This window comes from Microvenator marinus, assembly GCF_007993755.1.
Classification (GTDB): domain Bacteria; phylum Myxococcota_A; class Bradymonadia; order Bradymonadales; family Bradymonadaceae; genus Allomicrovenator; species Allomicrovenator marinus.
Genome location: NZ_CP042467.1, coordinates 1,301,146 through 1,326,419 on the forward strand (window position 1 = coordinate 1,301,146; position 25,274 = coordinate 1,326,419).

25 protein-coding genes are annotated in these 25,274 nt (G+C 54.6%); 8 read left to right on the forward strand and 17 right to left on the reverse strand.

The features are described from left to right. Positions 1-59 precede the first annotated feature (59 nt). The gene (locus FRD01_RS05550) at positions 60-2,168 is read left to right on the forward strand and encodes a M64 family metallopeptidase (RefSeq protein ID WP_146958400.1); all 2,109 of its coding nucleotides are present in this window, start codon (positions 60-62) and stop codon (positions 2,166-2,168) included. Here the strand turns inward: FRD01_RS05550 and FRD01_RS05555 are convergent. The 7 genes from FRD01_RS05555 to ypfJ form a co-directional block, all read right to left on the reverse strand. After that, the gene (locus FRD01_RS05555) at positions 2,165-2,884 is read right to left on the reverse strand and encodes an ABC transporter ATP-binding protein (RefSeq protein ID WP_146958401.1); all 720 of its coding nucleotides are present in this window, start codon (positions 2,882-2,884) and stop codon (positions 2,165-2,167) included. The two genes, FRD01_RS05550 and FRD01_RS05555, sit on opposite strands and share 4 nt — an antisense overlap. Further along, entirely contained in the window at positions 2,881-3,666 is a 786-nt protein-coding gene (locus FRD01_RS05560) for an ABC transporter permease (protein ID WP_146958403.1), read from the reverse strand. The genes FRD01_RS05555 and FRD01_RS05560 overlap by 4 nt, the downstream gene beginning before the upstream one ends. A gap of 16 nt (positions 3,667-3,682) precedes the next feature. After that, positions 3,683-5,008, reverse strand: coding sequence for a sensor histidine kinase (locus FRD01_RS05565; RefSeq protein ID WP_146958405.1), 1,326 nt, complete (start codon positions 5,006-5,008; stop codon positions 3,683-3,685). Next, the gene (locus FRD01_RS05570) at positions 4,986-5,663 is read right to left on the reverse strand and encodes a response regulator transcription factor (protein ID WP_146958407.1); all 678 of its coding nucleotides are present in this window, start codon (positions 5,661-5,663) and stop codon (positions 4,986-4,988) included. The genes FRD01_RS05565 and FRD01_RS05570 overlap by 23 nt, the downstream gene beginning before the upstream one ends. Continuing rightward, the gene (locus tag FRD01_RS05575) at positions 5,664-6,188 is read right to left on the reverse strand and encodes a PepSY domain-containing protein (RefSeq protein ID WP_146958409.1); all 525 of its coding nucleotides are present in this window, start codon (positions 6,186-6,188) and stop codon (positions 5,664-5,666) included. Positions 6,189-6,306: 118 nt separating this feature from the next. After that, on the reverse strand, positions 6,307-7,188 hold the full coding sequence (locus FRD01_RS05580) for a hypothetical protein (RefSeq protein ID WP_146958411.1): 882 nt from the start codon (positions 7,186-7,188) through the stop codon (positions 6,307-6,309). Between the two features lie 160 nt (positions 7,189-7,348). Continuing rightward, on the reverse strand, positions 7,349-8,251 hold the full coding sequence (gene ypfJ, locus FRD01_RS05585; protein ID WP_146958413.1) for a KPN_02809 family neutral zinc metallopeptidase: 903 nt from the start codon (positions 8,249-8,251) through the stop codon (positions 7,349-7,351). Between the two features lie 135 nt (positions 8,252-8,386). Here ypfJ and FRD01_RS05590 point away from each other — a divergent pair, with 135 nt between their 5' ends. Beyond that, positions 8,387-9,586, forward strand: coding sequence for an MBL fold metallo-hydrolase (locus tag FRD01_RS05590; RefSeq protein WP_146958414.1), 1,200 nt, complete (start codon positions 8,387-8,389; stop codon positions 9,584-9,586). Here FRD01_RS05590 and arsH read toward each other — a convergent pair. From arsH to FRD01_RS05610, 4 genes are read right to left on the reverse strand one after another with little or no spacing between them, the layout of a single operon-like run. Further along, entirely contained in the window at positions 9,583-10,281 is a 699-nt protein-coding gene (gene arsH, locus FRD01_RS05595; RefSeq protein ID WP_146963859.1) for an arsenical resistance protein ArsH, read from the reverse strand. The two genes, FRD01_RS05590 and arsH, sit on opposite strands and share 4 nt — an antisense overlap. An 11-nt stretch (positions 10,282-10,292) precedes the next feature. Next, on the reverse strand, positions 10,293-10,727 hold the full coding sequence (locus FRD01_RS05600) for an arsenate reductase ArsC (RefSeq protein WP_146963861.1): 435 nt from the start codon (positions 10,725-10,727) through the stop codon (positions 10,293-10,295). A 14-nt stretch (positions 10,728-10,741) separates the two neighbouring features. Next, positions 10,742-11,764 carry an ACR3 family arsenite efflux transporter gene (gene arsB / locus FRD01_RS05605; RefSeq protein WP_146963863.1) on the reverse strand — a complete coding sequence of 341 codons (1,023 nt, stop codon included), beginning with the start codon at positions 11,762-11,764 and terminating at the stop codon, positions 10,742-10,744. A gap of 60 nt (positions 11,765-11,824) precedes the next feature. Then, a complete protein-coding gene (locus FRD01_RS05610; RefSeq protein ID WP_146958415.1) occupies positions 11,825-12,163 on the reverse strand; it encodes an ArsR/SmtB family transcription factor in 339 nt (112 codons plus the stop codon). Positions 12,164-12,296: 133 nt separating this feature from the next. Between FRD01_RS05610 and FRD01_RS05615 the strand changes: the two genes are divergently transcribed. Together FRD01_RS05615 and FRD01_RS05620 are read left to right on the forward strand one after the other, a co-directional pair. Continuing rightward, entirely contained in the window at positions 12,297-12,920 is a 624-nt protein-coding gene (locus FRD01_RS05615; RefSeq protein WP_249756039.1) for a helix-turn-helix domain-containing protein, read from the forward strand. Between the two features lie 77 nt (positions 12,921-12,997). After that, entirely contained in the window at positions 12,998-13,738 is a 741-nt protein-coding gene (locus FRD01_RS05620) for a transglutaminase-like domain-containing protein (RefSeq protein ID WP_146958417.1), read from the forward strand. Here FRD01_RS05620 and modA read toward each other — a convergent pair. Next, entirely contained in the window at positions 13,688-14,410 is a 723-nt protein-coding gene (gene modA, locus FRD01_RS05625) for a molybdate ABC transporter substrate-binding protein (protein ID WP_146958418.1), read from the reverse strand. The two genes, FRD01_RS05620 and modA, sit on opposite strands and share 51 nt — an antisense overlap. A 1-nt stretch (position 14,411) precedes the next feature. After that, positions 14,412-14,768, reverse strand: a complete 357-nt coding sequence (locus tag FRD01_RS05630; RefSeq protein ID WP_146958419.1) for a cupin domain-containing protein — start codon at positions 14,766-14,768, stop codon at positions 14,412-14,414. Between the two features lie 200 nt (positions 14,769-14,968). On the opposite strand from FRD01_RS05630, the gene FRD01_RS05635 reads away from it, so the two are divergent. Next, a complete protein-coding gene (locus FRD01_RS05635; protein ID WP_249756040.1) occupies positions 14,969-15,295 on the forward strand; it encodes an RNA recognition motif domain-containing protein in 327 nt (108 codons plus the stop codon). A gap of 67 nt (positions 15,296-15,362) precedes the next feature. On the opposite strand, the gene hydA is transcribed toward FRD01_RS05635, so the two are convergent. Continuing rightward, on the reverse strand, positions 15,363-16,730 hold the full coding sequence (hydA, locus tag FRD01_RS05640; RefSeq protein ID WP_146958420.1) for a dihydropyrimidinase: 1,368 nt from the start codon (positions 16,728-16,730) through the stop codon (positions 15,363-15,365). Positions 16,731-16,947: 217 nt separating this feature from the next. On the opposite strand from hydA, the gene FRD01_RS05645 reads away from it, so the two are divergent. The 3 genes from FRD01_RS05645 to FRD01_RS05655 all read left to right on the forward strand — a co-directional run bounded on the left by FRD01_RS05645 (position 16,948) and on the right by FRD01_RS05655 (position 21,890). Next, positions 16,948-17,520 carry a hypothetical protein gene (locus FRD01_RS05645; protein WP_146958421.1) on the forward strand — a complete coding sequence of 191 codons (573 nt, stop codon included), beginning with the start codon at positions 16,948-16,950 and terminating at the stop codon, positions 17,518-17,520. Between the two features lie 66 nt (positions 17,521-17,586). Continuing rightward, positions 17,587-19,044: a proprotein convertase P-domain-containing protein gene (locus FRD01_RS05650; protein WP_146958422.1), complete on the forward strand. Its 1,458-nt coding sequence runs from the start codon at positions 17,587-17,589 to the stop codon at positions 19,042-19,044. 137 nt (positions 19,045-19,181) lie between these two features. Next, positions 19,182-21,890: an FG-GAP-like repeat-containing protein gene (locus FRD01_RS05655; protein WP_146958423.1), complete on the forward strand. Its 2,709-nt coding sequence runs from the start codon at positions 19,182-19,184 to the stop codon at positions 21,888-21,890. A gap of 8 nt (positions 21,891-21,898) precedes the next feature. Here FRD01_RS05655 and FRD01_RS05660 read toward each other — a convergent pair whose 3' ends face one another. Genes FRD01_RS05660 through FRD01_RS05670 form a run of 3 tightly spaced genes read right to left on the reverse strand, consistent with a single transcriptional unit; the run spans position 21,899 to position 25,177 of the window. Beyond that, complete coding sequence (locus FRD01_RS05660) at positions 21,899-23,008, reverse strand: porin (RefSeq protein ID WP_146958424.1); 1,110 nt, start codon at positions 23,006-23,008, stop codon at positions 21,899-21,901. Between the two features lie 36 nt (positions 23,009-23,044). Next, the gene (locus FRD01_RS05665) at positions 23,045-23,992 is read right to left on the reverse strand and encodes a PLP-dependent cysteine synthase family protein (RefSeq protein ID WP_146958425.1); all 948 of its coding nucleotides are present in this window, start codon (positions 23,990-23,992) and stop codon (positions 23,045-23,047) included. Positions 23,993-24,031: 39 nt separating this feature from the next. Further along, on the reverse strand, positions 24,032-25,177 hold the full coding sequence (locus FRD01_RS05670) for a hypothetical protein (RefSeq protein ID WP_146958426.1): 1,146 nt from the start codon (positions 25,175-25,177) through the stop codon (positions 24,032-24,034). Between the last annotated feature and the right edge of the window lie 97 nt (positions 25,178-25,274).

The window sequence follows — 25,274 nt, forward strand, 5'->3', positions numbered from 1 at the left end:
CTGGCATGATAGTTGAAGTAGAGTTTAGGGTCCTTGGTCCAAAGCCGTAGAGAGTCCAAATGCCAAACCACAGCGTCTATCTCCTTTGCATCTTGCTCAGCTTCATTTCGTTTGCGTGTCAGGGTGAGTTAAGTCAGTCGCCTGGAAACATCCAAGTGTCCTTAAGCCTTGACGAAACAAATGTCGAAATCCTCGATGCAATTGAAGTCGGTGAACTCACCAATCCTCCTGCGGGCACCGACACGTTGCGCTACAAGTTCTCACCGGCAGACGGCTCTACTCAAACTCAAGGGTTTATCAACGATCCACGGGTTCTTCGTAGTGAGTTCGACCGAGCGGGGCAGCTCGACCCACATTATCCGATCTCGCCGATCGGCTTGTTGGACGTCCGGATCCCCGCGACTGCGGGTAAGTTGGAGCTCATCTCAGACGACGGTCAACTGCTTGGCAGTCTCGACTTCGACCCGGAAGCACCTAGAACCCAACGCATGGAATTGCTTCGCCAGGAAGACGTGCTCGAGGGACCACGCAAGGTCGTAGACCACGGCCCCTCGGACCAAAAAGCCGATATTCTCTTTCTCCCGGAAGGATACTTGGAGTCCGAACTGCCGCAATTCCACGCTCATGTAGACGCGATCATTGCTCAAATGTCTGAGCACTCAGGCTACAGCGACCACTGGGATGGGTTTAACTTTTGGCGTCAAGACGTGCGGTCAAGAACTCAAGGAACGGGCACCTTTGGCAGGCCCATCGATACCGCATTCGAAACCGCTTCTGGTGTCACTGGATTGGAACGTTGTGTCTTCTTCACCAACCCTGGTGGCATTGCGGCAGCCAAGAGACTTGGAGACCAAGCCGGTGCAGACGTGACGGTGGTGCTGGTGAACACAACTTCATATGGAGGCTGCGCCACCGACGGTCTCGTAGTTTCGGCGCGGCCCCGTTATGTCGCTGACATCATCTCTCACGAGCTCGGCCACGCACTCTTTGGGCTCGCGGACGAATACGAAAGTCATCGCCCAGGAGGCCGTTGTTCCACCGGGCCAAACGTCGCTATCTCACACCGCCACGACGCGCTTCCATGGTCAGACATGGTGAACACCACCGAACTCCCAACCGCACCAAACGCACGGTTTGGAACGATTGGCGCATTTGAAGGTGCTGGCTACTGCGCCCGTGGCAGATTCCGCCCGACCCACAACTGTATGATGAGAACCCTTGGGACCGGCATGTGCGCTGTGTGTAAGCGCGAAATGGGACGCACCATGGACGCACTTGCACCGGCGAGCGAAGACGAAGCCATCGAGATTGAGAACGCAACAGGAGCCAACCTCTGGGTTCGATGCGACGGCCCGGCTCGCTCAAGTTGTTCTGACTGGACATTCATCGAGCCTAACCAAAGCGTCGCGCTTAAGTCTCCCGACGACCGATTTGTCCTTCACAACACTGAGTTCAACGCATCAGTGACTTTCGAGAACACCCGGATACTAGCCACGAGCAAAGACATCACGATCTATGCGAACTCAGTAAATCCGCTCGTTCGCCCAAGCTCCCAACCGACGACCTACGACGTCCCGGAAGGCCTCTCCCCAAGCCAGGCTGAGGTACTGACCCAGCCTCAGGTCGCGCTCAAATGGCGAGCATCAACGAGTCAATCTACCGACCGTGTCATCGTCGAAAAGATGAGTTCTACCGGTGCTTGGAGTGTTTTCCACGACTCCGAACCGATCGGATCCGAACTCAGCATCAGCCTTGACGCCACCAGCGCCAAGTACCGTTGGAGGGTTAACCGTTGCAGCCTAAGTGCTTGCCTCTCATCTCCGTTCGCCTACTTCTCAACCGAGCTCGTGGCCCCACAGGAAGATCCTCCGGTCTTTGCTGACCAAGTCCCGTCGAAGCCAAGCGGACTTTTGCCCGCACACGAATCCACCGTGAACGACAGCCTCGCCACCCTCAGATGGACCGGCGAAGGCGAAACCTACAACGTCACCGTACGGGTAGCAGACCCGGTAACTGGAGAATGGGTAAGCGCCAATGACTACTCAAGCCTTCCAACGCCTGAAGTCACCATCACGCTCTCGCGCGGTTGGCACGCGTGGTCTGTGCAATCTTGCAATGGTGCAGGCTGCTCGGAGTGGGCGGAATTCTCACTCCTCTTCAAAAACTAAGGGTCTAGAAAGGCCCGCACGAATCCATTGCACGGTGCGGCGCCCAACTCCTCAAGGGTGCCATTTTGCACAACCCTCCCCTTATCCAAGACGACTACGTGGGCCTCAGGGTCGATATCCCTTGAATCATGCGTAACCATCAGAACCGGGCGTTCCTGAGCGCTGAGACGAGACTTCAGAAACTCTCTGGTCGTCTTACGAGTTTCCACGTCTAGAGCGGCAAGCGGTTCGTCCAGAAGCAGAAGCCTTGGCTCAATGATGAGGGCACGCGCAAGCGCGACGCGTTGCTTTTCGCCGCCAGAGAGCCTCTTGACCTGCCTACCCTCGAGCTCCGCAATCCCCATTTCCGCGAGAAGCTTTCTAGCCCGTTCGTGGGAATCTTTGCGGTTCATCTTTCTCGGAGCAAGCCCTAGACCAAACGCCACGTTTTCCAAGACGTTCAGATTCTCGAATAGCCCATACCCCTGCGGCACATAGCCAAGTTGGCGCTGCTCAGGCTCCATCCAGATACCTTTACGGTGGCTTTCCAAGACTTCTCCGCCGACCTCGATCTCAGCATCCAGACCAGAGATGGCACCAGCAATCGCCCGCAAAACGGTGGTCTTTCCACTTCCGTTTGGACCGATAAGCGCCAGCACGCCTCCTTTGGACTCCAAGGTGACATCCAAGTTCAGGCGCCCGAGCTGACCCCGGATTGTTGCCATCCAATGCTTCATGCCTCAGTCCTCATGCCACTTAATCCGCGTATCGCGCCGAGGAGTAGAAACCCTATCGCAACCAAAACCAACGAGAACGCGACGGCCAGCTCCAAATCGGATTCAAGGGTCATGTAGATCGCAAGCGGCAAGGTTTGGGTGACCCCGGGCATATTTCCAGCGAAGATCAGGGTAGCCCCAAACTCCCCGAGGGAGCGCGCAAAGGCCAACGAAGCCCCGGCAACCAAGCCCGGAAACGCGAGGGGTATCGCGACTTTGCGAAGCGCCTCTATCTCAGTCGCACCAAGCGTTCTGGCCACGATCATCGTGTCTAGATCAACTTTTCGAAACGCGTTCGTTGCGGCCTGAACGTAGAACGGCGCCGAGACCACGATTTGCGCCAGCACCACCGCAAAACTCGTAAAAGGGATTGTGATTGATGCACTTTCGAGCCAGCCGCCGAACACCCCATTTCTTCCAAACGCCATGAGCATGGCCACACCGACCACAGCCGGCGGAATCACGATCGGAACATCAACCAAGACCCCGACGATTTTGGCCACCTGTCCTCGTTCACGAGACAACCACCACGCCAGAGGTGTCCCCATCAAGACCACCACCAAAAGGCTGAGTAGCGTGGTCTTGAGACTGATACCCAACGCAGTCAAAAACACAGGATGTTGAATGCTCGAAAACAAGGCGCTTGGGGAGGAAGAGAGCCCTAGCGAGACGAGAGGGAGGCTCAAGAGCACCACGAAAAGAGTGCCCACCCCACACCAAATCCACTTCGGATACTGACTCATCTGGCTCTGCTCAATCCTATGACCAAATGAGCTTTACCACCAACCCCGGACCATTGTCTTGAAGGACCAACTCCGCATCATGAAGTTCAGCTACTGCACGCACCAAACTCAAACCCAAGCCGGAACCAGGTGTCGTGCGGCTCTCGTCTCGTCGAAAGAACGGCTTGAGTACCTGTTCACGATCTGCCTCTGGAATTCCAGGCCCCCGGTCAGAGACACTGAGTTCAACGCGTGCACCGACATCCTTAAGTCGAAGCTCCACCGGAGACGCCCCGTGTCTGAGCGCGTTCTCCAAGAGATTCGCGACAGATTGTGCCACCAAAGTCCGATCTCCTCGAAGCTGCTTCGAGCTCTCCACAGACCACGTAAACTCAAAACCGCTTTCATCAAAACTCGGCTCGTAAACCTCGGCCAACTTGACGAGTTCTGCCGACAAATCAAAATCTTGGAACGACGACTTACGAGCGCCAGACTCAATCTCTGCAATGCGCAAGATCGCGTTAAAGACCGCCAGAGACTCGTCCAAATGACGGATTGCCGTCTCCACCCTTTCACGGTCCATCGAGTCCTGCTCCGCTAACTCCTCGAGTTCGTGCCGAAGCCGAGTCAACGGAGTCCTCAAATCATGAGCTAGATTGCTGCCCACCCGTCGGGTGTTCTCCACAAGGCGCTCAATGCGCTCCAGCATCTGGTTCATGATCGAAGCCAACGCGTCGAGATCGGCATCTTGCTCATCCCTCTCGAGACGTTCCTTGAACTCACCGCCGCCAACCTTTTCGGCAGTTTCGCGAAACGCCTCGAGCCTGCTTCGCGAGCGCCTCAGAAGCAAATAGCCGCCCAAAAGACCAAGGAGGACCGTGAGTCCTAATACAACGCCAAATCTTTGCTGAGTGGCCACACTCAAGCTCTCGATCTCTCCCAGGTCAGCCCCGACCGCAAGCACGTATCCGTCTTGAAGGTCTTCCGACCAAACCAGAATTGAGCCACCGTCTTTGCCGTAAACATGCGTCCAACCTCGCTCTTCAAGCGGGAGCAACTCGTCGAAAATCACCCTTCCTTCTGGCCCCTGAACGGAGTACCTAAGTCGGTTTGCCACAGAAACGTCCAGCCGCTCGCGAATATCGTGCCTGAGCTCGACTAGACCTTCGTCCTCGTAGTCCCCTACAAGCTGTTTAACTTCCGCCTCAACGCGCTCGCGAAGAGCATTCTCCATGGCGTCCTTAATCGTCTGGTAGGTCAACACACCAAGACCGGCTACCGACCCGACAAAGACCAACAAATAAGTGAGCGCAAAACGAGCGGCATCGCTTCGAAACACACTAGAGGTTCGTGTCCACCACATAGCCTGCGCCCCTTACTGTGCGTATATATCCCGGCTCATCGGGCGGATCGATTTTGGACCTCAAACGACTGATATGGGTCTCAACCACGCTGGTCTTTGGGTCGAAATGAAAGTCCCAAACGAGTTCAAGGAGCATGGTCTTTGTCACGACCTGATCCGCGCGCTCTAGGAGCACTTCAAGGAGCTTGAATTCTGTAGGCTGAAGCGCCACCACCTCACCAGAACGCGTCACAATCCGTTTGAGCCGATCTAGCCTGAGGTCCCGTGCGCTGAGCACGGTAGCCTCCGGAACGCCGGGCCCTCGCCTAGCGAGCGCATTGACCCTCGCACTCAGCTCGATGAACGCAAAAGGCTTGGTAAGATAGTCATCTGCTCCACCTTCAAAGCCGGTTACTCGATCCTCCAACGAGCCGAGCGCGCTCAGGAAGATCACAGGCGTTTGATTTCCCTGAGAACGCAACGTCTTGACCATATTGAGCCCATCGAGCCTTGGCAACATTCGGTCGACCACCATCACGTCGTATTCTCCGCCACAGGCGAGCATCATCCCGTCCAGACCATCGCGAGCGAGGTCCACGTTATGCCCTTCACGCTCGAAGCCCTCCACAATAAAGTCGGCGGTGGGCTTGTCGTCTTCCACTACAAGAATCTTCATTTAGTCATCATCCTTGTCGATTCTCGAGCTAATCACTTTGCCACTTTCACCGTCGAGCACGATATCCCAGACCTCGTTCTTGGACGTGACAACTGAGACCTCGCATGTTGTATCCCAACGGTCGTCGTCGCATTCTGCTTCAAATGCCTTCCCGCCCTTGTGGGCTTGAGCCGTCTCGACAAGCTTTGCGAGGCCAACCTTGCGTGCCTTTGGAATATCATCGTCGTCATCGTCGCTCTTCACTTCAAGCACTTTGAGCTCTTTCACGCTCACCCAAACTTCCTTGACGCGCCCCTGGACCTCCAGCTCAATCTCGTATGCCATCTCGAATCGGTCATCATCGATGTCGACTTGAAATGCGCGGCCCGACACATGGTCTTCCGCGAGCTTGATGGCCTCCACCATGCTAACCTTGGCACTCTGACCCTGTCGCGCGTCGTCATCATACCCGTCCGCGAAGGCGGCCACCGAGAACAATAGGGCACCAGAAGCCAACGCAACACCAATCAAATCTTGAGCTTTCATATCTTCCTCTCTACAAATCACGAGCCCCAATTTGGCTCGGTTTGCAAGATAGAGGATGCAAGCTTACCTGACTTTGTCCCCAAGATTACACTTTTGTAAGACAAACGGAGCGGCGCTCTCAGCCTTTACGCGCTTTGATGACTTCATTCCAACGAATAGACATCATAAGCAGCTTGTATGGAGAGCCGTTCAACTTCGTTCCACCACTCATCACTAACCGATCAGTGCCATCCGTCGATATCAGAGCTTCCATATAGCCTTCGAGCGGAACGGGTTCACATTCCCACGAGGCTCCGTGGTCATCCCCATACACGATATAGAAATCTTTCGTTTCAGGGTCCGCCCATAGTCCACAGGGATAAAAAGTGTCGAAGAAATCAAACCCGAATAGGTTCGAGTAGAAACTCGGAGCATCCACTTTTCGTTTTCCAAGCTTGACCTTTCTTCCAACCACATCCTTCGGATTGGCCCCTAAGTGCCAGTCCGAAAAGAAGATAGTTTCGACATCTGGAATACACACCAATCCAAGGTTGAAATTGTTATCTGGAGCTTTGACATCACGCCAAAACTCACTCGAGAACTCACCTGTTTGAGTCCAATCTAGGCCTTCCATTGGAGGCACATCCATTCGGTAAGTCCAAAACCACTGAAGTCCATTCAGCTCTGCAAAGAGATTGCGTGCGGCCTCAGGCACTTCGAACCCAACTCGCTTCTCGATTCTCGCGATAACCGCGTCTGAGACAGGGTCCCCCATCTTAAACACGTGGTCCACATAGTAGTCTGGGCGTTGAGAAACAAAATGTTCAATACGCTCACGGTATCCCTTTAAGGGGGGCCCAATCACGTCTCTAGCTTCGTCTTCGGTTATTACCGGAACTCCTAGAGTCTTCGCTTTTTCAGCCTTCTTGCCTTCAGGTTTAGTCGTGAAAAATGCCACCGTTTTCTTGTTGGGCGACGGCGCGATCGTCCACTGCGTTCTCGCCTTCACCAGCAAAGGCAACAAACCTCCTGGGAAGCCCTTCAGGGTTCCCTCAATTGCAACAGTTTCTCCAAAATTTAACCGCATTATTCTCCCTTTTTCTCGTTGGTCCTCACCGTTCATAAGGTAGGCGCGCCCAAGGCTTCAAGGGAAAACTGACGTCTGAAACTCGTTCGTTCTCTCACAATTCGCGGTAATCCTTGACGGCGAAAGTGTCGCACTGACGCGGGTCACCAGAGTCAAAACCTCGTTTAAACCAGTAGATACGCTGTTTGCTCGACCCGTGTGAAAACTTGGATTCGTCCGTGTGACCAAGCGCGTCGTCACCGATAGAATGCGCGGCGTTGGTCGCCTCACTGAGATCTTCATCAGTGATTTTCAAGTCCTTTTGCGCACTATGGCCCCAGACACCGGCGAGGCAATCGGCCTGAAGTTCAACGCGCACAGAGACCTGATTCTTGGTCTCGCCTTTCACCTGAAGCCGACTCGATCCGATGAGGTTTTGCACGTGATGGCCAACCTCGTGCGCGATCACGTAAGCCTGCGCAAAATCGCCCGGCGCCTTGAGACGTTGTGCGAGCGTGTCGTAAAAACTTGGATCTATGTAGAGCTTCTTGTCGGCTGGACAATAGAATGGTCCGACGGCCGACGTTGCGCTCCCGCATCCACCAGTATTTACGCCGCCAGAAAACACAACCAGCGTGGGCATTTGATACGAACCAGGCTTTGAGCCGTAATCAGGTAGGTCACCAACCTGGAACTTCTTGACCCAAGTATCCTCGGTAGAGGCAAGAATGGCTCGTGAGAAATCACAGGCTGCAGCGTTCTTTTCCGAAGCATCACAGACCTGACCAGCACCAGAAGTACTCGTCGTGGTGCCGCCAACAAGCGACTGCTTAACGCTATCGGGTGCAAGAAAATACACGCCGCCAAGCGCCACGCCGGCTACGAGTACACCTTTGAACCCAAATTTCCGAAACGCAAACCCCAAGAGCTGCACTCCCATGCCTGAGCCGCCGCCTCGCCCGCTTCCAGAACCACGGTCTTCAAAATTATCTGACCGCCTTTTTCCACCAATATCCATGCAGACCTCCCTGCCAAAACATCGCCCAAGTCGCGACTCTGCGGAGACGGTATCCCCCCACACAAAGATTGTCACGCTGCGCGGAAACCCATCGCAGAAGTCGACATCAAAACCCCTGCACCAATAACGGAGTTGATGTTGAAGGCAAAAACGACCAAATGGCGAGTCCTCCGCCGTATTCTATTCGCCCTGATTGGGCTTGCGATCGTCGTCGTTGGCCTCGGAATCCTTGCGGCCTGGGTTCCTATGGGCACTGCGCCGAGCGGCGAATTCAAAGCGCGAGTAACAGCTTCCTCAAACTACGAAGATGGCGGCTTCGTGAACAAACAGCCCATGTGGAACGACTACACGGGCTGGATAACTTCCCTCGGCGACGTCAGCGATCATCTGGAACCCGAGTCCCCAATTCCCGTCTTCGATCGCACGGCGGAAGTCCTAAGTCAGCCGCCCCAAAGTTTGCGTGTCACCTGGCTTGGCCACTCGACGATGCTCTTTGAAATGGACGGCATAAGAGTCCTCACAGATCCAATCTGGGGTGAAAGCCCCTTTCCCATCACGTGGCTCGGCCCGCAGCGTTGGTACGCCCCACCCATTTCGCTGGAGGAGCTGGGAAGCGTAGATGCCGTTCTTATCTCTCACGACCACTATGACCACCTCGACCACCCGACCATCGTTGCGATGGCCTCTTGGGACACCAAATTCATCACGCCACTCGGTGTGGGAGCTCATCTCGCGTATTGGGGCGTGCCCACCGAGAAAATCGTAGAACTCGACTGGTGGGAAGAGACCAAGGTTGGAAGTCTGCGGGTCGTCGCGACACCCTCGCGGCACGCTTCGGGCCGACACGTTCTCGACCAAAATCGCACGTTGTGGGCGAGCTATGCCATCATTGGTCAGAAACATCGTCTCATGTTTTCGGGTGACACGGGCTACTTCGACGACATGAAGACCATTGGGGACAAGTACGGGCCATTCGACCTCGTCATGATCGAGGTTGGAGCCTATCATAAAACCTGGCCGGACTGGCATATCGGCCCCGAACAAGCCATCGAGGCCCACCGAATCATGCGCGGAAAACTCTTCCTGCCGATTCACTGGGGCCTCTTCAACCTCGCCCTCCATGGGTGGACGGAGCCTGCTGAACGAACGCTAGCCGCCGCGCAAAAGGCAGCCGTACCCGTTGTCATGCCAATCCCGGGTGAGCCCTTCGAACTCTCGAATACCCCAAAACTCAGAAAATGGTGGCCAGAGGTACCGTGGCAGTCGGCGGACGAACATCCCATCGTCTCAACGAAGGATGGAACTCCGGAAAACCGCTACAAGTGGGAACACTAGATTTCCTTGCCTATTTGATGTTTGGGATTCTCCGGATCTAACAATTCTTTGTTGAGAGCTTCACGCCGCTCGCTATAGCGATCCACCAAAAAGTCCTTCATATCGCGAGTTAAAATCGTGAACTTGTAGAGCTCTTCCATGACGTCGACCACGCGGTCTCGGTAGGCGGAGTCCTTCATGCGTCCATCCTCATGAAACTCTTGATAAGCCTTCGGCACCGAGGATTGGTTGGGAATCGTCAGCATTCGCATCCAGCGCCCGAGCACTCGCAGTGTGTTCACCACATTAAAAGACTGCGACCCGCCACTGACCTGCATCACCGCCAGAGTCCTTCCCTGCGTAGGCCTCACGGCGCCAATTGAAAGCGGAATCCAATCGATTTGATTCTTGAATACGCCGGTGATGGTTCCGTGCATCTCCGGACACGACCAAACTTGCCCTTCGGACCACTGCGAAAGCTCCCGCAATTCCTGGACTTTCGGGTGGTCCTCAAGGCCAGGCCCTTTCACTGGAAGGCCTTCCGGGTTGAAAAAGCGCACATCACACCCAAGCCCTTCTAAGATTCGCCCCGCTTCCTCAGCGAGCAGGCGGCTATAGGCGCGCTCCCGCAACGAACCGTAGAGCACTAAAATCTTTGGAGGATCCGCGCGCAGTTGAATCTCTGGGAAAGTCGGCTTTTTCAAGATCGGCGCCATTGTGTCTTCACTCATTTCGAATCCTCATCTCGTGTACTCACCAACTCTCGAAGGCGGGACGCAATCTCGTCGCGCGCCACTCGGAAATGCTCCAAACGCTCCTCGTCGCTCAATTCTTCATGCTTTCTGTCCGGATCACTCAGAGGCCAGTGAAGCCGTGGGGCGCTCGATAAGAACACCGGGCAAACCTCTTCGGCACAGAGTGTAATCACAAGGTCCACACCTTCAGGGTCAATGCTCCGGACGGATTTTGAGCGCTGTTTTGTGATATCAATCCCCAGCTCCGCCATAGCTTTGATCGCATAGGGATTGACCCTCGAGGGTGCTGAGCCCGCCGACTGGACCTCGACTTCTGGCCCAAAAATATGCCGAGCAAGTCCTTCGGCCATCTGAGAGCGCGCCGAATTCGCCACGCAGAGAAAAAGTACTGACCTAAATTCTTCCATCATTTCACCTCTTCCTAAGCTGTTTTTGGGAACCAACCCTGAGTGCGATTCGCCAGAGCCACTAGAGACAACATCACGGGAACTTCGATAAGAACTCCGACTACGGTCGCCAAAGCGGCTCCGGATGAAAGACCGAAGAGACTAATCGCTACCGCCACCGCAAGTTCAAAGAAGTTCGACGTGCCGATCATTGCCGCCGGCGCAGCCACTTCGAAGGGGAGTTTGAGTACCCTCGCCATACCGTATGCCACCGCGAAAATCCCGTAACTTTGGATGGTCAATGGAATCGCGATCAATAGCACTCGGCCTGGCTGAGCGATGATCGTTTCGGCCTGAAACCCAAAGAGCAACACCACCGTCAGAAGTAGGCCGAGGATCGAAGTTGGCTTGAGACGCTCCGCCAACTTTTCGATGGCATTTGGCCCCTTGGACTTGAGCGCCCTGTGCGTCAACATTCCTGCACCAAGCGGCACTACCACAAAGACCAACACGGACGTCACGAGCGTCTCCCAAGGCACGCTGAGGTCGGTCACCCCAAGAAGTAAAGCCGTAATAGGGGCAAAGGCGAAGACGAGAATCAGATCGTTCACCGAGACTTGAACCAAGGTGTAATTCGCATCCCCATTGGTCAAATTGCTCCACACAAAAACCATCGCCGTACACGGCGCAACACCCAAGAGAATCATGCCCGCGATATATTGTTGCGCGTCCTCCACAGGAACGAGTCCCGCAAACACATGTTCAAAGAAGAGAATCCCAAGAGCGGCCATCGAAAAGGGTTTGATCAGCCAGTTAACCACTAAGGTTAGTGCGAGCCCCTTAGGACGTTTGCCAACGTCTTTGAGGCACGAAGGCTCAACCTTGAGCATCATCGGGTAGACCATCAACCAAATCAGCACTGCCACAATAAGATTCACTCGAGCCCACTCAAGGCTCGCGACCATCTCAAATGCTGCCGGAAAGAGCATGCCAAGCCCTACTCCGGCGGCTATCGCTAAGGCCACCCACAACGACAAGAATTTCTCAAAAATACCCATAACCATTAAACCCTACGTCAATCGCCGATAAGCGATTGATTGCACAAAAAATGAGGAACTCTAGAGTTGTTCAACAAGGGCCTTAAACAAGGCGACGACTCCAGGCTCCACGCAATAGCAGACCCGGGGGCCGTCCACGTCTCCACGAATCAGACCGGCTTGTTTCATCTGTTTCAAATGTTGAGATATCGTAGATTGAGCCAGTGGAATCTCATCCACAATATCCCCAACGATGCAGCCTTCTCTTCTTACCAGGAGCCGCAAAATTGCCACACGTGCTGGATGAGCAAGTGCTTTGGAGAGTTCCGCTAGTTTCGCGTTCGCTTCCAACTCATCGACGGGGACCGAAGGTGTCGGCTCTGCCGGAGGACAACAGGACGTCTCGATTTTCTTAGCCATGATTCAACCCACAAAATCGTCAATCGTAGCTATACGATTTAATTTCACAGTGTCAAGCCAAAGCGGTATCGCTTAAGTTCAATCCATGAAGGTGTGGAGACAAGACAAGACGATTTGGATCGCTGGCGCAATTATGGATAACCAACCCCATAAACATCACGCCATTCAGGTGATTTGGGCAGATCCCTCAACGGACGCAATTCTAGAAACAAGTACGGAAGAGTTCGTTGGAAATTGCCTGCTGGTGGAAAGCTGGGTCGAGCACCGACTTGAGTTAGAGTCGGGCCTCATTTGCCTTATCAACGCCGAGTCGGATATCGCGAACGCCTTGCGAAGCCGTTATCCCACCAAGAGCGCGCGGAAAATCGAAGGCCACCTATCAACCGACTTTTCCTTAATGGGCCGCGAAAGCCCAATTGATGAGCGAATCATCAACATCCTCTCCTGGCTGGACCAAAAAGAAGAAGAAAGAGATTGGAGTGAGGTTGAAATCGAGCAAGCCCTCGAGCGCGTACACCTCTCAAAGAGTCGCTTTCTACATCTTTTTTCTGAGGAGATAGGCACGCCTTGGAGAAGCTATATCTTGTGGCGTAGAGCGATCTTCGCAATGGAACTCGTACTTTCAGGACTATCGCTCACTGATGCCTCCCACGCATCAGGATATTCGGATTCAGCCCACTTTTCTCGACAGTTTAAAGACCTCTTCGGCTACCCACCGTCACTCTTCTCCAAAGTGGTCGAGCCAATTCGAGAATAGCCAGTTTATTCAAGTCGCCCAGCCAAGGTTTAGATAGATCTCCAAGGGTTCAGTCCCTGAAACCTAAAGGAGTCGACATGAACCACCTAGACCCAACCCCAATCGTAGACTTCGAGACCGAGTCGATTCAGCACCTAATCGAAGAACGAGGCTGGCGCGCATTGAGCACCTTCGAGCGAATCGGAGCCGCGTACAGCTTCGTAAAAGATGAAATCGAGTTCGGCTACAACGCCTCAGACAGCCTCGCCGCCAGCGATGTCCTCAACGATGGATACGGACAGTGCAACACCAAGGGAAACCTCTTGATGGCGCTCTTGCGCGGACTCGATATCAAGGCACGATTTCATGGTTTCACCATCGACAAGTCTCTGCAAAAAGGCGCGATTCCGACATGGCTCTACGCGCTTGCACCCCAACGCATTTTGCACTCTTGGGTGGAGGTCTACTTTGAAGACTCATGGGTTCCACTCGAAGGATTCATCCTTGACCCCGCCTATCTAAAGGCTCTCCAGGCGCGTTTTCCAAACCAAAAAGCGTTCTGTGGTTTTGCGGCCGGGACCCCAAATCTTCAAGAGCCGGACGTCGAGTGGCGAGGCCAGCCCACGTATATTCAGCGTGAAGGGATTGTGGACGACTTCGGTGTCTTTGATAGTCCGGACGACTTCTACGCTCAAAAGGGAACCAATCTGAGTGGCGTAAAGAAACTCGCGTTCCAATATGTGTTTCGGCACGCAATGAATGCAACGGTTAAAAGGATACGGATAGCCTCAGGGAGCCACAAAACCATGCTTCTCCAAGATTCTGGAGCCGTCAGTTGAGAGCACGAAACGAAGAAAGTGATCTGCGAGTTGGTAGGAGGGCTGGACGTCCGCAATCGGATAGTCGGCCATTACGTTGAGTTCAGGTGGTATCTCAACCGCCCGAACACGTGACCTTCCCAACACATCTGTCTTGTAAACAAAGGCAGCATCAGCTTCGCCGAGCTCGACCTTAGAGCGAACCAGCCGAACATTGGATTCCTCCGAGACCACATTGTAGCGCGCGCCGCTTCGCCGCATGACCTCGCGCGCATAGCGACCAACTGGCACGTTCTCAGCACCAATCACGATTCTGCTTACGTTCTTAACGTCTTCGAAAGTTTGAATCGTGGAGTCATTTGGGACGATTACAACAAGTGCGTTTCGAGCAAAAACGGTGGGTTCGCCCACCTTGCCCGCCTCACGGAGTGCGCCCATATGTTCGACGTTCGCCGACGCAAAAACGGACGCCCTAGCCCCGTTCTCGATCTGCAGCCTCAGGGCCTGACTACCCGCAAACACGAGCTTAACGTCAACCTCTGGGTGGGTGGACTCAAAATCAACTTCAAGGGCCTCAAAAGACTCCCTGAGCGAGGACGCCGCAAACACGACGAGTTCTTGGCGGGAGTTGGACTTCTCGCACCCCGAGAGGAAAAAGACGCAGACCCACAAAAGAAACGGCCACTTGATCACGTCAACTCTTGATACCGATGGTCAAAAGAAATGCACTGTCCTCATGTGCCTTCACACCATGGGCAACGCCTCGCTGCAAGGCTAGAAGTCCACCACTTTCCAAAATCGCCTCGGAGTCCGATAAAGTCACCGAAATCTTTCCGCGCTGAACGAAGATAGTGACTGCTCCCTTTGCATCGTGCTCGTCAATTTGATTTTCGGCTTTCATCACAATCATGGCCACATTGAGGTCTGGCGTCTTGACCAGAGTACGGGCCGCCCTACCCGTCCGCAAGTACGCCGCATCCTCTTGAATCTGGAGATCCAAGGAAGGGGTATCAAAACTAGCACTCGGTGAATTCAGTTCTTTTGCACTCATAATTTCCTCCTAGAACAGTAGAGTCCCTCATTAGAGCGCCCTTTGTAGCCCGACGATTCAAAAGTCTCGTTCCAACCCAAAACTGACAAATGTAGACAAGACAAACTATTTTGCCCGAGCGTTTGACAAGTGCAATTCGGTCCGGTACGGTCCCAACATCTCTCAATTGGTGAGGGATTTAAGAAAGAAACGGTGACGCCTTGGGCAGTATCGCTCAAGGTTTTTTCGTTTCTACAAAAAATGGCATCCAACAGGGATGCACAAGGAAAGGTTTTATGTCGAACAAATTGTTTGTAGGTGGTCTTAGCTGGGGAACCGAATCTGATTCTCTTAAATCAGCATTCGAAGAGTACGGTACCGTGACTGACGCTGTTGTCATCACCGACCGTGACACCGGGCGAAGCCGCGGCTTTGGATTCGTTACTTTCGATAGTAACGAAGATGCCAAAGCAGCCATTTCAGCCATGGATCAAAGTGATCTTGATGGCCGTACACTTAACGTGAACATGGCTCGCGACCGCCGTTAAGGCGCCTACACACTTAATCATATCAACCCCGCCTGGTGCGGGGTTTTCTTTTTTCTTGCGAACCGAACTACCGGCGCCGAAGCAGCTGGCCTCTTGAGGTATCGCCGACGAACTTGCCGTCGCGCACGGCGACTTGGCCGCGCACAGTAACCACACTCGGCTTACCGTCAATTTCGAAACCTTCGAAACCACTGTAATCATTGTTGACCTGATGGGTTTCTGCCGAGATTTTCCCGCGATAGTTCGGGTCGTAGACCACGAGGTCAGCGTCGCTACCAACCGCGATACAACCTTTCTTCGGAAAGAGATCAAAAAGCTTCGCAGCTTTGGTGCTCGCGGAGTCCACGAATCGATGAATGTCTAGATTTCCGCGCGAAACCCCATACGTATAGAGGAGATTGACGCGGTCCTCGATCCCAGGAATCCCGTTAGGAATCTTGGTGAAATCGCCCTTACCCATGTCTTTTTGTTCGAGGTCAAACGGGCAGTGATCGGTGCCGATTGTGTCAATGGCGCCGCTGTTCAACGCGTTCCAAAGATAGGGCTGGTTGGACTTCTCACGAAGAGGCGGTGACATCACCCATTTTGCGCCTTCGAAATTGTCGCGCTCAGCATAAGTCTTGTCGAAGATCAGATGCGGAATCACGGTCTCCACCGTGATATCTACGCCCCGATCACGCGCAGCCACGGCGGCTTCCAGCGCGGCACGGCAACTGAGATGCACGACGTACCCTCGGGCTCCGGTCATCTCCAAGAAGGACGCAAAATGGCTAGTTCCTTCAGCCTCAACGCGCTCCGGTCGGCTCGGCTCGTGCCATTCTGGGCCAGTCTTTCCTTCGCTCAAGAGCTGCTGCTGAAGTTGGAAAACGAGCTCGGCATTCTCGCAGTGGGCAGTGACGATAACGTCGAGTTCCTTCGCGAGCTTGAGGGTCTTGTAGAGCTCTTCGTCGTACACCCCAAAGAAGTCTTTGTACGCGAGGAAGACCTTGAACGAGGTCATGCCGTCTTTGACGATTTCTCGAAGTTGAGCTTCGGTCTTTTCATCGAACTTCGACACCGCCATGTGGAAGGTGTAATCGCAGGCGCTCTTGCCTTCGGCCTTGTTCTTCCAGAGCTCATAGCCTTCGAGAGCGTCATCTTCTCTTGAGGGGCAGCACATCTCGATATAGGTCGTGGTGCCCCCGACCAGCGCAGCAATACTCGCCGTTGTGTGAGTATCCTTCGCGAAGGTCCCCATGAACGGAAGATGGATATGAACGTGCGGGTCGATAAAGCCAGGAAATACGAACTTCCCGGTGGCATCGATGACTTCGGCACCAGCCGGTGGGTCGATGTCTTTTTCAATTCTGGTGATGGTCTCGCCTTCGCACCAAATATCTGCCACGTATCGTGAACTTGCGGTCACGATTTCTCCACCTTTGATCAACAATCCCATGAGATCTCCTTGTACTGAATTGAGGCCCCGGTTTTAGCAGGTCGTCGTCATGAGTGTAAAGGAGGGCTCTGTCCTCCTTGGATGAATGGTGCAGACTTCAAAGAGTACCCGCATTTGCCTAATCTTCTATTTTTCGGGACACTCTTACCTTCAGAAGTACAAATGAAGACGTTCCAACGCCCATCTGACGAGGACAGAGCCCTCGTCGACTTGAAACATGAAAACACCAAACTACATCCTCGTATTCGCCCTTGTCGCCAGCGCCTGCTCCGACGACGCCACCTCGACTCCCTGGCAGTTTCAAGAAGAACCACCTCTTGAAGAAGAGCCCATCGTTGAACCCGAGACACCAGACTACAACGCCCAATGGGCGGGCATCTGGCGAGTGGATCAGCCCACACATGCGCTCTACGAGGCCACCTGGTACGAGTTCCGATCGGATGGCACGCTCTTGGAACTGCAAACCGAGTACCTGGGAGGTGACGGTTTGATGGAGATTGGGTTTGTTTCGCGTTGCAACCGCTATACGGATGCGTCCAACAGCAGCCCTACGTGCTTGGAGTGGTCACCCACCTGTACATTCGGTGATTCATGGCGAGCAGCCGATGAACACACACTTTTAATCAGCGGCGAATGCTCGGACAGCCAAGACCGAACCATCGAGCTCACATTCGACTCCAACACGAAACAACCCACTGAAATCATGGTGGAAAACGAAGAATGGGCTCATAATGGTTTCCAGTGGCAATGGACTCAATGTGATGACCTCGAAAATTGCCGTCTCTTCTAGTGCCCGCGTTTGACTTTTGGCCCTCAAACATCTACCCATTGCCGCCACCAATAGCGAAGAGCGGCCATGATCAATTCATCACTAAGAACAACGATTTTGGGCTTTTCGCTCGCTCTTACCGTAGCGTGCGGCGAATCCGATTCCGCCAAACCTGAGGCGGCACTGCCCAACTTGATCAATGGCAAGGCTGATACATCCTCAGTGGCTAACCGTGGCGTACTCGAATTCGGTTCTGAAACCGCGATTGGCAATAGAATTCCTGAGCCGCTTAAGTTCGATGCTTACGAGGTCGAAATGGCCGAAGGCGGCATCGCGACGCTCGAAGTCTCTCAAAAAGGAACAAGCCGGGGCTTCGACTCCCTTTTGTTCCTCTACGGCCCAAAAGACGCTCAGGGCGGATTTGGTGAACTCATCGCGCGTGATGATGATAGCGGCTGGGGTCCTCTTTCTCGAATCAAGGACTTCAAAGTCCCTCAGACCGGCACCTATATGTTGGTGGTCGGGACCTATGAAGGAAGCGGCTTCTACCGCGTCCAAGCCACGTGCGAGAGCGGGGACTGCGTGCCCGCGCCGTCACCGACGGTTCAAGAGTGTGTCTTCGGAGGTAGCTATTACGATCTCGTCACCAAAGGCACCCCAGCCACAAGCATTGTTCAAAAGACCGCCGTCACAGGCCCATCAGAACTCAGCGAAACACAGGCAGACCAACTCGTAGACTCCTTAGTCTACGCAGGGTTTGATGACGTCGACTCCGTGGACAAGGCATTTCAGACGGTGGACGCGGGCGAGGTCAACGTCGTTCAAGTTTGGGACGCATCGAGCCGTCGCGCCTTTGAAGTTTTTGAGTACGCACTCGGAGACACATCGGTTGGCGCCATTTACGCCGCCGGTACTCTGAACAAAGTCGCCGTGATCTCAGACCTCGACATCTACGATTGCAAGGCGTTTGTGGGCGTCGAAAGACAAGATTGTTGGACGGACGGTGACTGCCTTGGCGACCTCAAATGTGTGGGTGTTGTGAGCCAGGTCGGAAGTTGTATCGACACAGGCCTCCGACCCGAGGGTGACCAACTCGACTGCAATTCATCTCTGGATTGCCCATGGACCAACGGTCTCGTATGCGCCGGTGAGAACTTCGGCGGTGGAATTTGCAATCCAGCCTGGATGCGTCGGCATTTCTCCCAGGTATCGGAGCAATCAATCTCCGGTGAAGTCACCAACATTGAATTGCTAAGCTACGGGTTGGCATCAGTCCACACCGACGTGAGCCTCGACCTTTTCATCATCCATCCCGACTACTCCCAACTCCGCGTGACCCTCGTCAACCCAACCGGAACGGAGTCTGTCATTCATGATCAGGATGCAGACGCCCGAGAAATCTATTTGAGGCGAGAGGCCATCATGGGCTTTCCGAGCGATGAAGACGCAAACGGCACGTGGACGCTTCGTATCGAAAACCTCAACCCAGAGCTCAGCGGTACAGTGGTTGATTTCGGTCTCGAGATCACAAGCCGCTGGGATTGAGCAACGCCACTTCCTTGGCCTAAACTCCCGTTCAGATTCGATACTTTGGGGACGCGAAACACAGGGTTTCTATTTCTGCGGATTGAGTTTCGCGCTACACTGGGTGTGCGCGTGACCCAAGCTCCGAAGGTATAAAGATGTTCCGATTACTCATTTTAGTGGCCCTCTTCTCTCTTGGTTCGGGATGCAGCGGATGCGATGACGACTCCGGCGGCATTCCCAATTCCGACGCCGGCAATAACACCCAAGACATGGCCGATGATGCCAACAATCTAGGCGACGGTGGCCAGTCAGATATGGGAGAGCCCGATGGGGGCCCTTCCGATATGGGTGAGCCGGATGCCAATACCTGCTCCACCGTTGAGTGTAACGGCGTGTGCTGCGGCGAAGGCCAGGAGTGTTTCCAAGACCTCTGCCTCGACCCCTGTGCGGGTACACGGTGCGGAGCGGGATTTGAGCTTTGTTGCGCTGAAGCCGATATCTGTCTTGGACAAGCATGTCTGACGCCTGGAGCCGATTGTACGGTGACCGAAGAATGTGCCGTTGAAGAAATCTGCGAGCCCACGGTGGGCAAGTGCGTCCCGCGTGATGCGGTCGAAGTCTGCGAATTCATTCCCCCAATCGGCCCCTTTGAACCTGAGGTGGGATGCTTTTGGCCAAACCCGGCACCAACCGTCAATCCCGACAGCGTTCACGTTGTTGTGGCGCCAATTGTCGGGAACCTCACCGACGACAACGGCGACGGCCTGACCAACACAGATGACGTGCCCGAAATCGTGTTTCTGACACGGACCTCCGGATGCTGCGACAAACGGGGCACACTGAGAATTGTAGACGGACGGTGCGGCGCAAACGGCGAAATGACCACCATTGCGTCCCTCGACTCAGTGGTGATGACCAACGACGCCGCGCCAGCACTCGGAGACTTGGATGGCGACGGAGTCCCGGAGATTGTGGCGGTCAAAGGCCAGAACCTTCAAACGAACCAAAAGGTCACACCTCAAGGCCTTGTCGCTTGGAAACGCGTGACACCAGACGGGGCAACTTGGGAGCCTATGTGGGAAAACGACGAGTACCCGACTTTCGGAGTCCACACTCGCGGCGGCCCTACTGTCGGCATTGCAGATCTTGACGGAGACGGAAACCCAGAGGTCTTCGTCGGAAACGTGGTTCTCAACGGGCAGGATGGAAACCTCAAATGGGACGGCGTTGCCAACTCACAAACTCCTGTTGGAATCGGCAACAACGCGTTCCTCGGACCCTCATCGATTGCGGCAGACGTAGACCTTGACGGCATGCAAGAAGTCATGGCCGGCAATACCCTCTATAGCCACGATGGCACTGTGCGTTGGACTTATGAGTACACGACCAGCAACTCCACGTGCCAGGGCGGCCTTCCCTGTGACGGCTACACGGCGGTCGCGGAGTTCGACGGCGATCCGGAAGGCGAAATCGTCATCATTCGCCTCGGCGAGGTCTTCGTACTCAACCACGACGGCACTCTCTTCTGGCAACAACAAATCGTCAAAGACGACTGCACACGTAACGAAAGCGGCCCGCCAACCATTGCAGATTTTGATGGTGATGGTCGCCCGGAAATCGGCACGGCTGCTGCCGACTTCTACACCGTGCTCGACCTCGACTGCGATACCGACACCTGGGAAGACGACGGCTGTTTTGCCCGAGGCGTACTCTGGGCAACTCCAAACCAAGACTGCTCAAGCCGTGTGACGGCATCTTCGGTCTTCGACTTCGAAGGCGACGGAAAGGCTGAGATGGTCTACGCCGACGAACAAAATTTCCGAATCTTTGACGGTACGACTGGCGCGATCCTCTTTGACGACCCGAGCCATAGCAGCAACACGCGAATCGAAATGCCGATTGTTGCGGACGTAGACAACGACGGTAACTCCGAAATCGTGGTGCCTTCCGCCACCGCACAATCCATCAAGGTCTTCAAAGACCCGTCCGACAACTGGGTTCGAACACGGCGCATCTGGAACCAGCATGCCTATGCCGTGACCAATATCAACGAAGACGGCACTGTGCCGGCTCAGCCCGATATCAACTGGCTGAACGGCCGCCTGAACAACTTCCGCCAAAACATTCAACCCGGAGGCATCTTTGACGCGCCAAACCTTCTGATTGAAAGCGTAGACGTGCGCGGCCTTGGTTGTGGTGAAGATTCGGAGGTCATCATCCGAGTCACCGTCTCAAATGCTGGGGCACTCGGCGTTGCGCCTGGCAACACGCTCATCCGAATCTACGGGTCAAGCGGCGGCGACACCATCGTCATTGACGACACAACCCTCACCACGCGGCTGCTTCCTGGCCAACGCGAAGTGGTGGAAGTCACGTATGCTGTTCCCGCCGATTGGGTCACAAATGGTTTCGAAATCGGCGCCATCATAGACCCGGACGCAACCATCAACGAATGCAATGAGGACGATAACCAGGGAAGCTTTGACGGGGCCAATGTAGTCTTCAGCGCGCCAGAGCTCGAGGTCACGACCCTGACCGCAACTGGCACCACGTGTGGGTTGACTTTGCAGATGCCAATTGCCTTCACAGTCCGAAACTCTGGAACCGACACCGTTCCCGCCAATGTGCCGCTCGTGGTCACCGGAACCTTCCAAGGCACGACTGTTGAAATCGCTCGGGTAACAACTTCAGCGGAGCTACTCGTCGGCGAGGAAGAAGACTTCAACCTGGTTTGGACGGTGGACCCGGGTGCTCCGGCTCAAGACGTGACCATCACCGTCACCGTAGACCCTGACAAAGAAGTCTACGATTGCGACGAACAAGAAGCACTCTCCGTGGTCGAGAACTGCCGAATCTCAGGCTAGCCCCAACGTCAGAGTAGCAGCTGATATTGCAGTCTTGCGAATCGGTCCAAGGGCGCTGCATCACCGCGGTCAATCACACCTCCGTCTAGTGTGAATTTTGACCGATTTCCTTTGTGGAAAATCTGCAGTGCGCCCGCAAATTCATTCACAGTCGAATCGAGGTCTATATCAGCCTGAGAGTGACTGTAACGAAACGCAAAAAAGGCGAGCTCGTTGATGGCCAAGAAGCTAAGTTGGCCGGTAAATCCGAGACCATTATAGGCCTCAAACGCCCCCTCCTCTGCTGAACTGACCCCACGATAAAATCCCTGAGTATGGAGCCCGAGGCGCCAATACCAAACGTGCAAGTCCGCGGTCGCAGACCATACGTTGGCTGGCGCCATCACATCTTCCGCAGCTGCTGCCCCCGGAGGTGTCCAATCTCGCCATGCGTTATCCCAAGCAAAATAGCCACCTGCCCCCACCATCAACACGAACTTTTCGACCACAAAAGGAACGACCTCTACCTCATGATAGGCCCCAAAGGGCGCATAGGCCACGCGGCCAGTCACGAGATTTCCCCGCCCAGGTTCAACCTCGGTGTTGCTCCCTGCGCCATTGAAGATGCCAGCTTCAACGTCCAGCAGCTTTTCGAGTTCCCAGTCAAACTGAACGCCGATATCTCGGCCGTCCGCAATCTGGAACTCGCGATTCGCAACGGAGCGTTCCGTAAACTGATGGTAGTCGCTCGAGCCGTCGCGTTCCCAGTTGAACGGAGGCGCAAACTGACCCGCTTCTAAGGAAAAGTTGGAATGCGGCGCCCATTCGATGATGCCGTCTTTGAGTTCTGGTGGCCCAGCAAACTCAGGTACAAACTTGGCCGAGAAGACCTCAAAAGCCTTGAAACCAAGAATAGGGCGAAGCCTTCTGAGCGCGAATTGCCCCGTGGCTTGACCGCCCTCCGGTGCGCTCAGTTCGTATCGTACTTGTGCATCAAGTCCGATACTAAACGAGGCAGTCTTATCCTCGGTAGCTACTTCAACAGATTCAATCTCCGGGTCATCCGCCCACGCATTCGGCGCGATCAGAAGTCCACCCATGACGATTAAAGATTTTGCAATGTATCGTGTTACAATCATGTGACGGATTTACACCACACGATCACAAAACGCAGCTTACTTTTTAGTAATCCACTGCTGCATCCAAGGCTTTGAGCGGTAGCGATCCCAGCTATCACACATGACGGTGATGACCGGCCCCTTGAGCCCGCCCCGGGCGGCAACCCTCAATGCGGCGGCCAGATTAGCGCCAGCTGAGCCTCCCACATAAAGTCCCTCTTCCTGAGCGAGACGCATGACCATTGAGAAACTCTCTTCGTCGGAGATAGACTCCGCAGAATCGATCACCGAACGGTCCAGATTTTTTGGGACCTTGCTCGCCCCGATGCCTTCGACTTCGTACTTGCCATCGGGCCCGAGCTCGCCAGTCCTCACCCAATGCGCAAGCCCAGACCCGATAGGGTCTGCCAGCACAATCTGAGTTTCGGGGCTCACGCGTTTGAGATAGCGCCCAACCCCTGTAATGGTGCCTCCCGTTCCCGCCCCGGAGACAAAGGCGCCGATCGGACCTTCGACTTGCTCCACGAGCTCCACAGCCGTCCCAAATTCGTGAGCGGCAATATTGGCGGGGTTTTCGAACTGGTCCGTTAGAAACCAGCCGTTCTCATTGGCAAGACGCCTGGCCACATTCTGAAAGTTTTCTGGACTTGCGGGAGGCGCGTTGGGCGCGATGATGACCTCGGCTCCCATCGCTCGCAAAGCCAGCTGCTTATCCACAGACATCTTCTCCGGCATCACACACACGAGCTTGTAGCCTCGTGACGCCGCAACCAACGCCAGCCCAACGCCGGTGTTGCCGGCCGTTGCCTCGATCAACGTCATGCCCGGCTTGAGCACTCCGCGTTGCTCGGCATCGTTCACAATCGACACAGCAATTCGATCTTTGATCGAGCCTCCGGGATTAAGATGTTCGCATTTGACGAGCACATCATGTGGCAGGCCGTGCCCGATCCTCTGAAGCTTCACTAAATGTGTGGACCCGATATGTTCCAATATGGACTTCATTAGCACTCCAGAAGATAGACGTGGTGGCAGGTGCAGCTACTAGCCGTCTGTGGGCTCCGGCCCGCAATAGCCAAACGACTCCCCGAAGAGGAACGGCTGGCAGGTATGGCCTTGCTCCGTGCACTCTTCGTTGGAGTTGCAAAGCGCCCGGCAAACGTCATTGGGGTCACAATATCCTTCGGCAAAACCGCCGTTGACGTTGCAAACCATCTGATATCCGGTGGACGGGCAATCTTCACCGATACCCACTCCTGGCGCGATACGTATCGCATCCAAGATGCAAAGGTCCTTGCCATCGTTCGCGCCTGAATCAAAAACACAGGTGCCTGTGGTGCAACCTGCTCTGCCGGCCCAATCACACGTCTCAAAACATTCAGCTGAGGCAGCCACAGGGTCGAAGGTACAGACCTCCGACTCCTGGCAGCCCACCACGGGCAACTCGACGGGCTCTGGGCAGTCTGGGGCGCCAGGTAAGCAATCGCCCCCTGTCGCGCAATCTGGGTCGTAGGCTCCACATCCGCAATTGCATTGGGCACCATCACCGTAAGTTTCAGCCGGGCATGTCCACTCCTCTGGTGGGAAGACGCCCGAAACCTCAAAGTCAGCAAACTCCACGCAGCCCCCACCTTCAACGGGCGTGCTTTCCCGCGTCAAAGGGTTCACCGTGACCTCGATGAGCTTGAGTCCACTTAAGCTGAAATCGGCACGCCGTGAGTACGGATCGGATGTAGATTCCAGGATTCCGGACTCGGTGAAGTAGGCACGCTCAGCTGTGTCCGTGCGCACAAACACGCAATGAGCGCATGTGCCAAAATTGTTGTCGCCTCCCTGACTCAAATCAAAGGTTCCGACATCCGCCCCAGGCATGTAGCGCTCAAATAAGACCGAGACTTGCCGCACCGCTCCCTCAACTTCGGGCGAAATCTCGGCAGAGTATTCCACAGAGACATCATCGGCTAGCGTGAGCTCCCATTGGCCGTTGATGGTGGCCTGAATACAATCGCCGCCTCCGGAATCAACGTCAGGTGTTCCTGAGTCGTCTGCAGAGTCTTCTGCCATATCGGCCGTCCCCAAATCATTCGGATTGTTGGCCGGATTATTGACTGGACTCTCAGCCTCGTCATCACTGCAACCAAAGTGAATTCCCAACGAAGCAATCCCTGCTAAGATTAGTGCTCGAAACATATCGTTTTTCTCCCTTCAAAATGAGCCGAACGCATAGGTGGAAGGCCAAGCAAAGTCAACGATTCGTATTGACAAGCCCCATATTCTGCGGCATCCA

Bases quoted from the DNA above. Each gene is read 5' to 3' on its own strand.
- FRD01_RS05550 (WP_146958400.1), top strand. From the start codon at position 60: ATGCCAAACCACAGCGTCTATCTCCTTTGCATCTTGCTCAGCTTCATT.
- FRD01_RS05555 (WP_146958401.1), bottom strand. From the start codon at position 2,884: ATGAAGCATTGGATGGCAACAATCCGGGGTCAGCTCGGGCGCCTGAAC.
- FRD01_RS05560 (WP_146958403.1), bottom strand. From the start codon at position 3,666: ATGAGTCAGTATCCGAAGTGGATTTGGTGTGGGGTGGGCACTCTTTTC.
- FRD01_RS05565 (WP_146958405.1), bottom strand. From the start codon at position 5,008: ATGTGGTGGACACGAACCTCTAGTGTGTTTCGAAGCGATGCCGCTCGT.
- FRD01_RS05570 (WP_146958407.1), bottom strand. From the start codon at position 5,663: ATGAAGATTCTTGTAGTGGAAGACGACAAGCCCACCGCCGACTTTATT.
- FRD01_RS05575 (WP_146958409.1), bottom strand. From the start codon at position 6,188: ATGAAAGCTCAAGATTTGATTGGTGTTGCGTTGGCTTCTGGTGCCCTA.
- ypfJ (WP_146958413.1), bottom strand. From the start codon at position 8,251: ATGGATATTGGTGGAAAAAGGCGGTCAGATAATTTTGAAGACCGTGGT.
- FRD01_RS05590 (WP_146958414.1), top strand. From the start codon at position 8,387: ATGTTGAAGGCAAAAACGACCAAATGGCGAGTCCTCCGCCGTATTCTA.
- arsH (WP_146963859.1), bottom strand. From the start codon at position 10,281: ATGGCGCCGATCTTGAAAAAGCCGACTTTCCCAGAGATTCAACTGCGC.
- FRD01_RS05600 (WP_146963861.1), bottom strand. From the start codon at position 10,727: ATGGAAGAATTTAGGTCAGTACTTTTTCTCTGCGTGGCGAATTCGGCG.
- arsB (WP_146963863.1), bottom strand. From the start codon at position 11,764: ATGGGTATTTTTGAGAAATTCTTGTCGTTGTGGGTGGCCTTAGCGATA.
- FRD01_RS05610 (WP_146958415.1), bottom strand. From the start codon at position 12,163: ATGGCTAAGAAAATCGAGACGTCCTGTTGTCCTCCGGCAGAGCCGACA.
- FRD01_RS05615 (WP_249756039.1), top strand. From the start codon at position 12,297: ATGGATAACCAACCCCATAAACATCACGCCATTCAGGTGATTTGGGCA.
- FRD01_RS05620 (WP_146958417.1), top strand. From the start codon at position 12,998: ATGAACCACCTAGACCCAACCCCAATCGTAGACTTCGAGACCGAGTCG.
- FRD01_RS05630 (WP_146958419.1), bottom strand. From the start codon at position 14,768: ATGAGTGCAAAAGAACTGAATTCACCGAGTGCTAGTTTTGATACCCCT.
- hydA (WP_146958420.1), bottom strand. From the start codon at position 16,730: ATGGGATTGTTGATCAAAGGTGGAGAAATCGTGACCGCAAGTTCACGA.
- FRD01_RS05645 (WP_146958421.1), top strand. From the start codon at position 16,948: ATGAAAACACCAAACTACATCCTCGTATTCGCCCTTGTCGCCAGCGCC.
- FRD01_RS05650 (WP_146958422.1), top strand. From the start codon at position 17,587: ATGATCAATTCATCACTAAGAACAACGATTTTGGGCTTTTCGCTCGCT.
- FRD01_RS05655 (WP_146958423.1), top strand. From the start codon at position 19,182: ATGTTCCGATTACTCATTTTAGTGGCCCTCTTCTCTCTTGGTTCGGGA.
- FRD01_RS05660 (WP_146958424.1), bottom strand. From the start codon at position 23,008: ATGATTGTAACACGATACATTGCAAAATCTTTAATCGTCATGGGTGGA.
- FRD01_RS05665 (WP_146958425.1), bottom strand. From the start codon at position 23,992: ATGAAGTCCATATTGGAACATATCGGGTCCACACATTTAGTGAAGCTT.
- FRD01_RS05670 (WP_146958426.1), bottom strand. From the start codon at position 25,177: ATGTTTCGAGCACTAATCTTAGCAGGGATTGCTTCGTTGGGAATTCAC.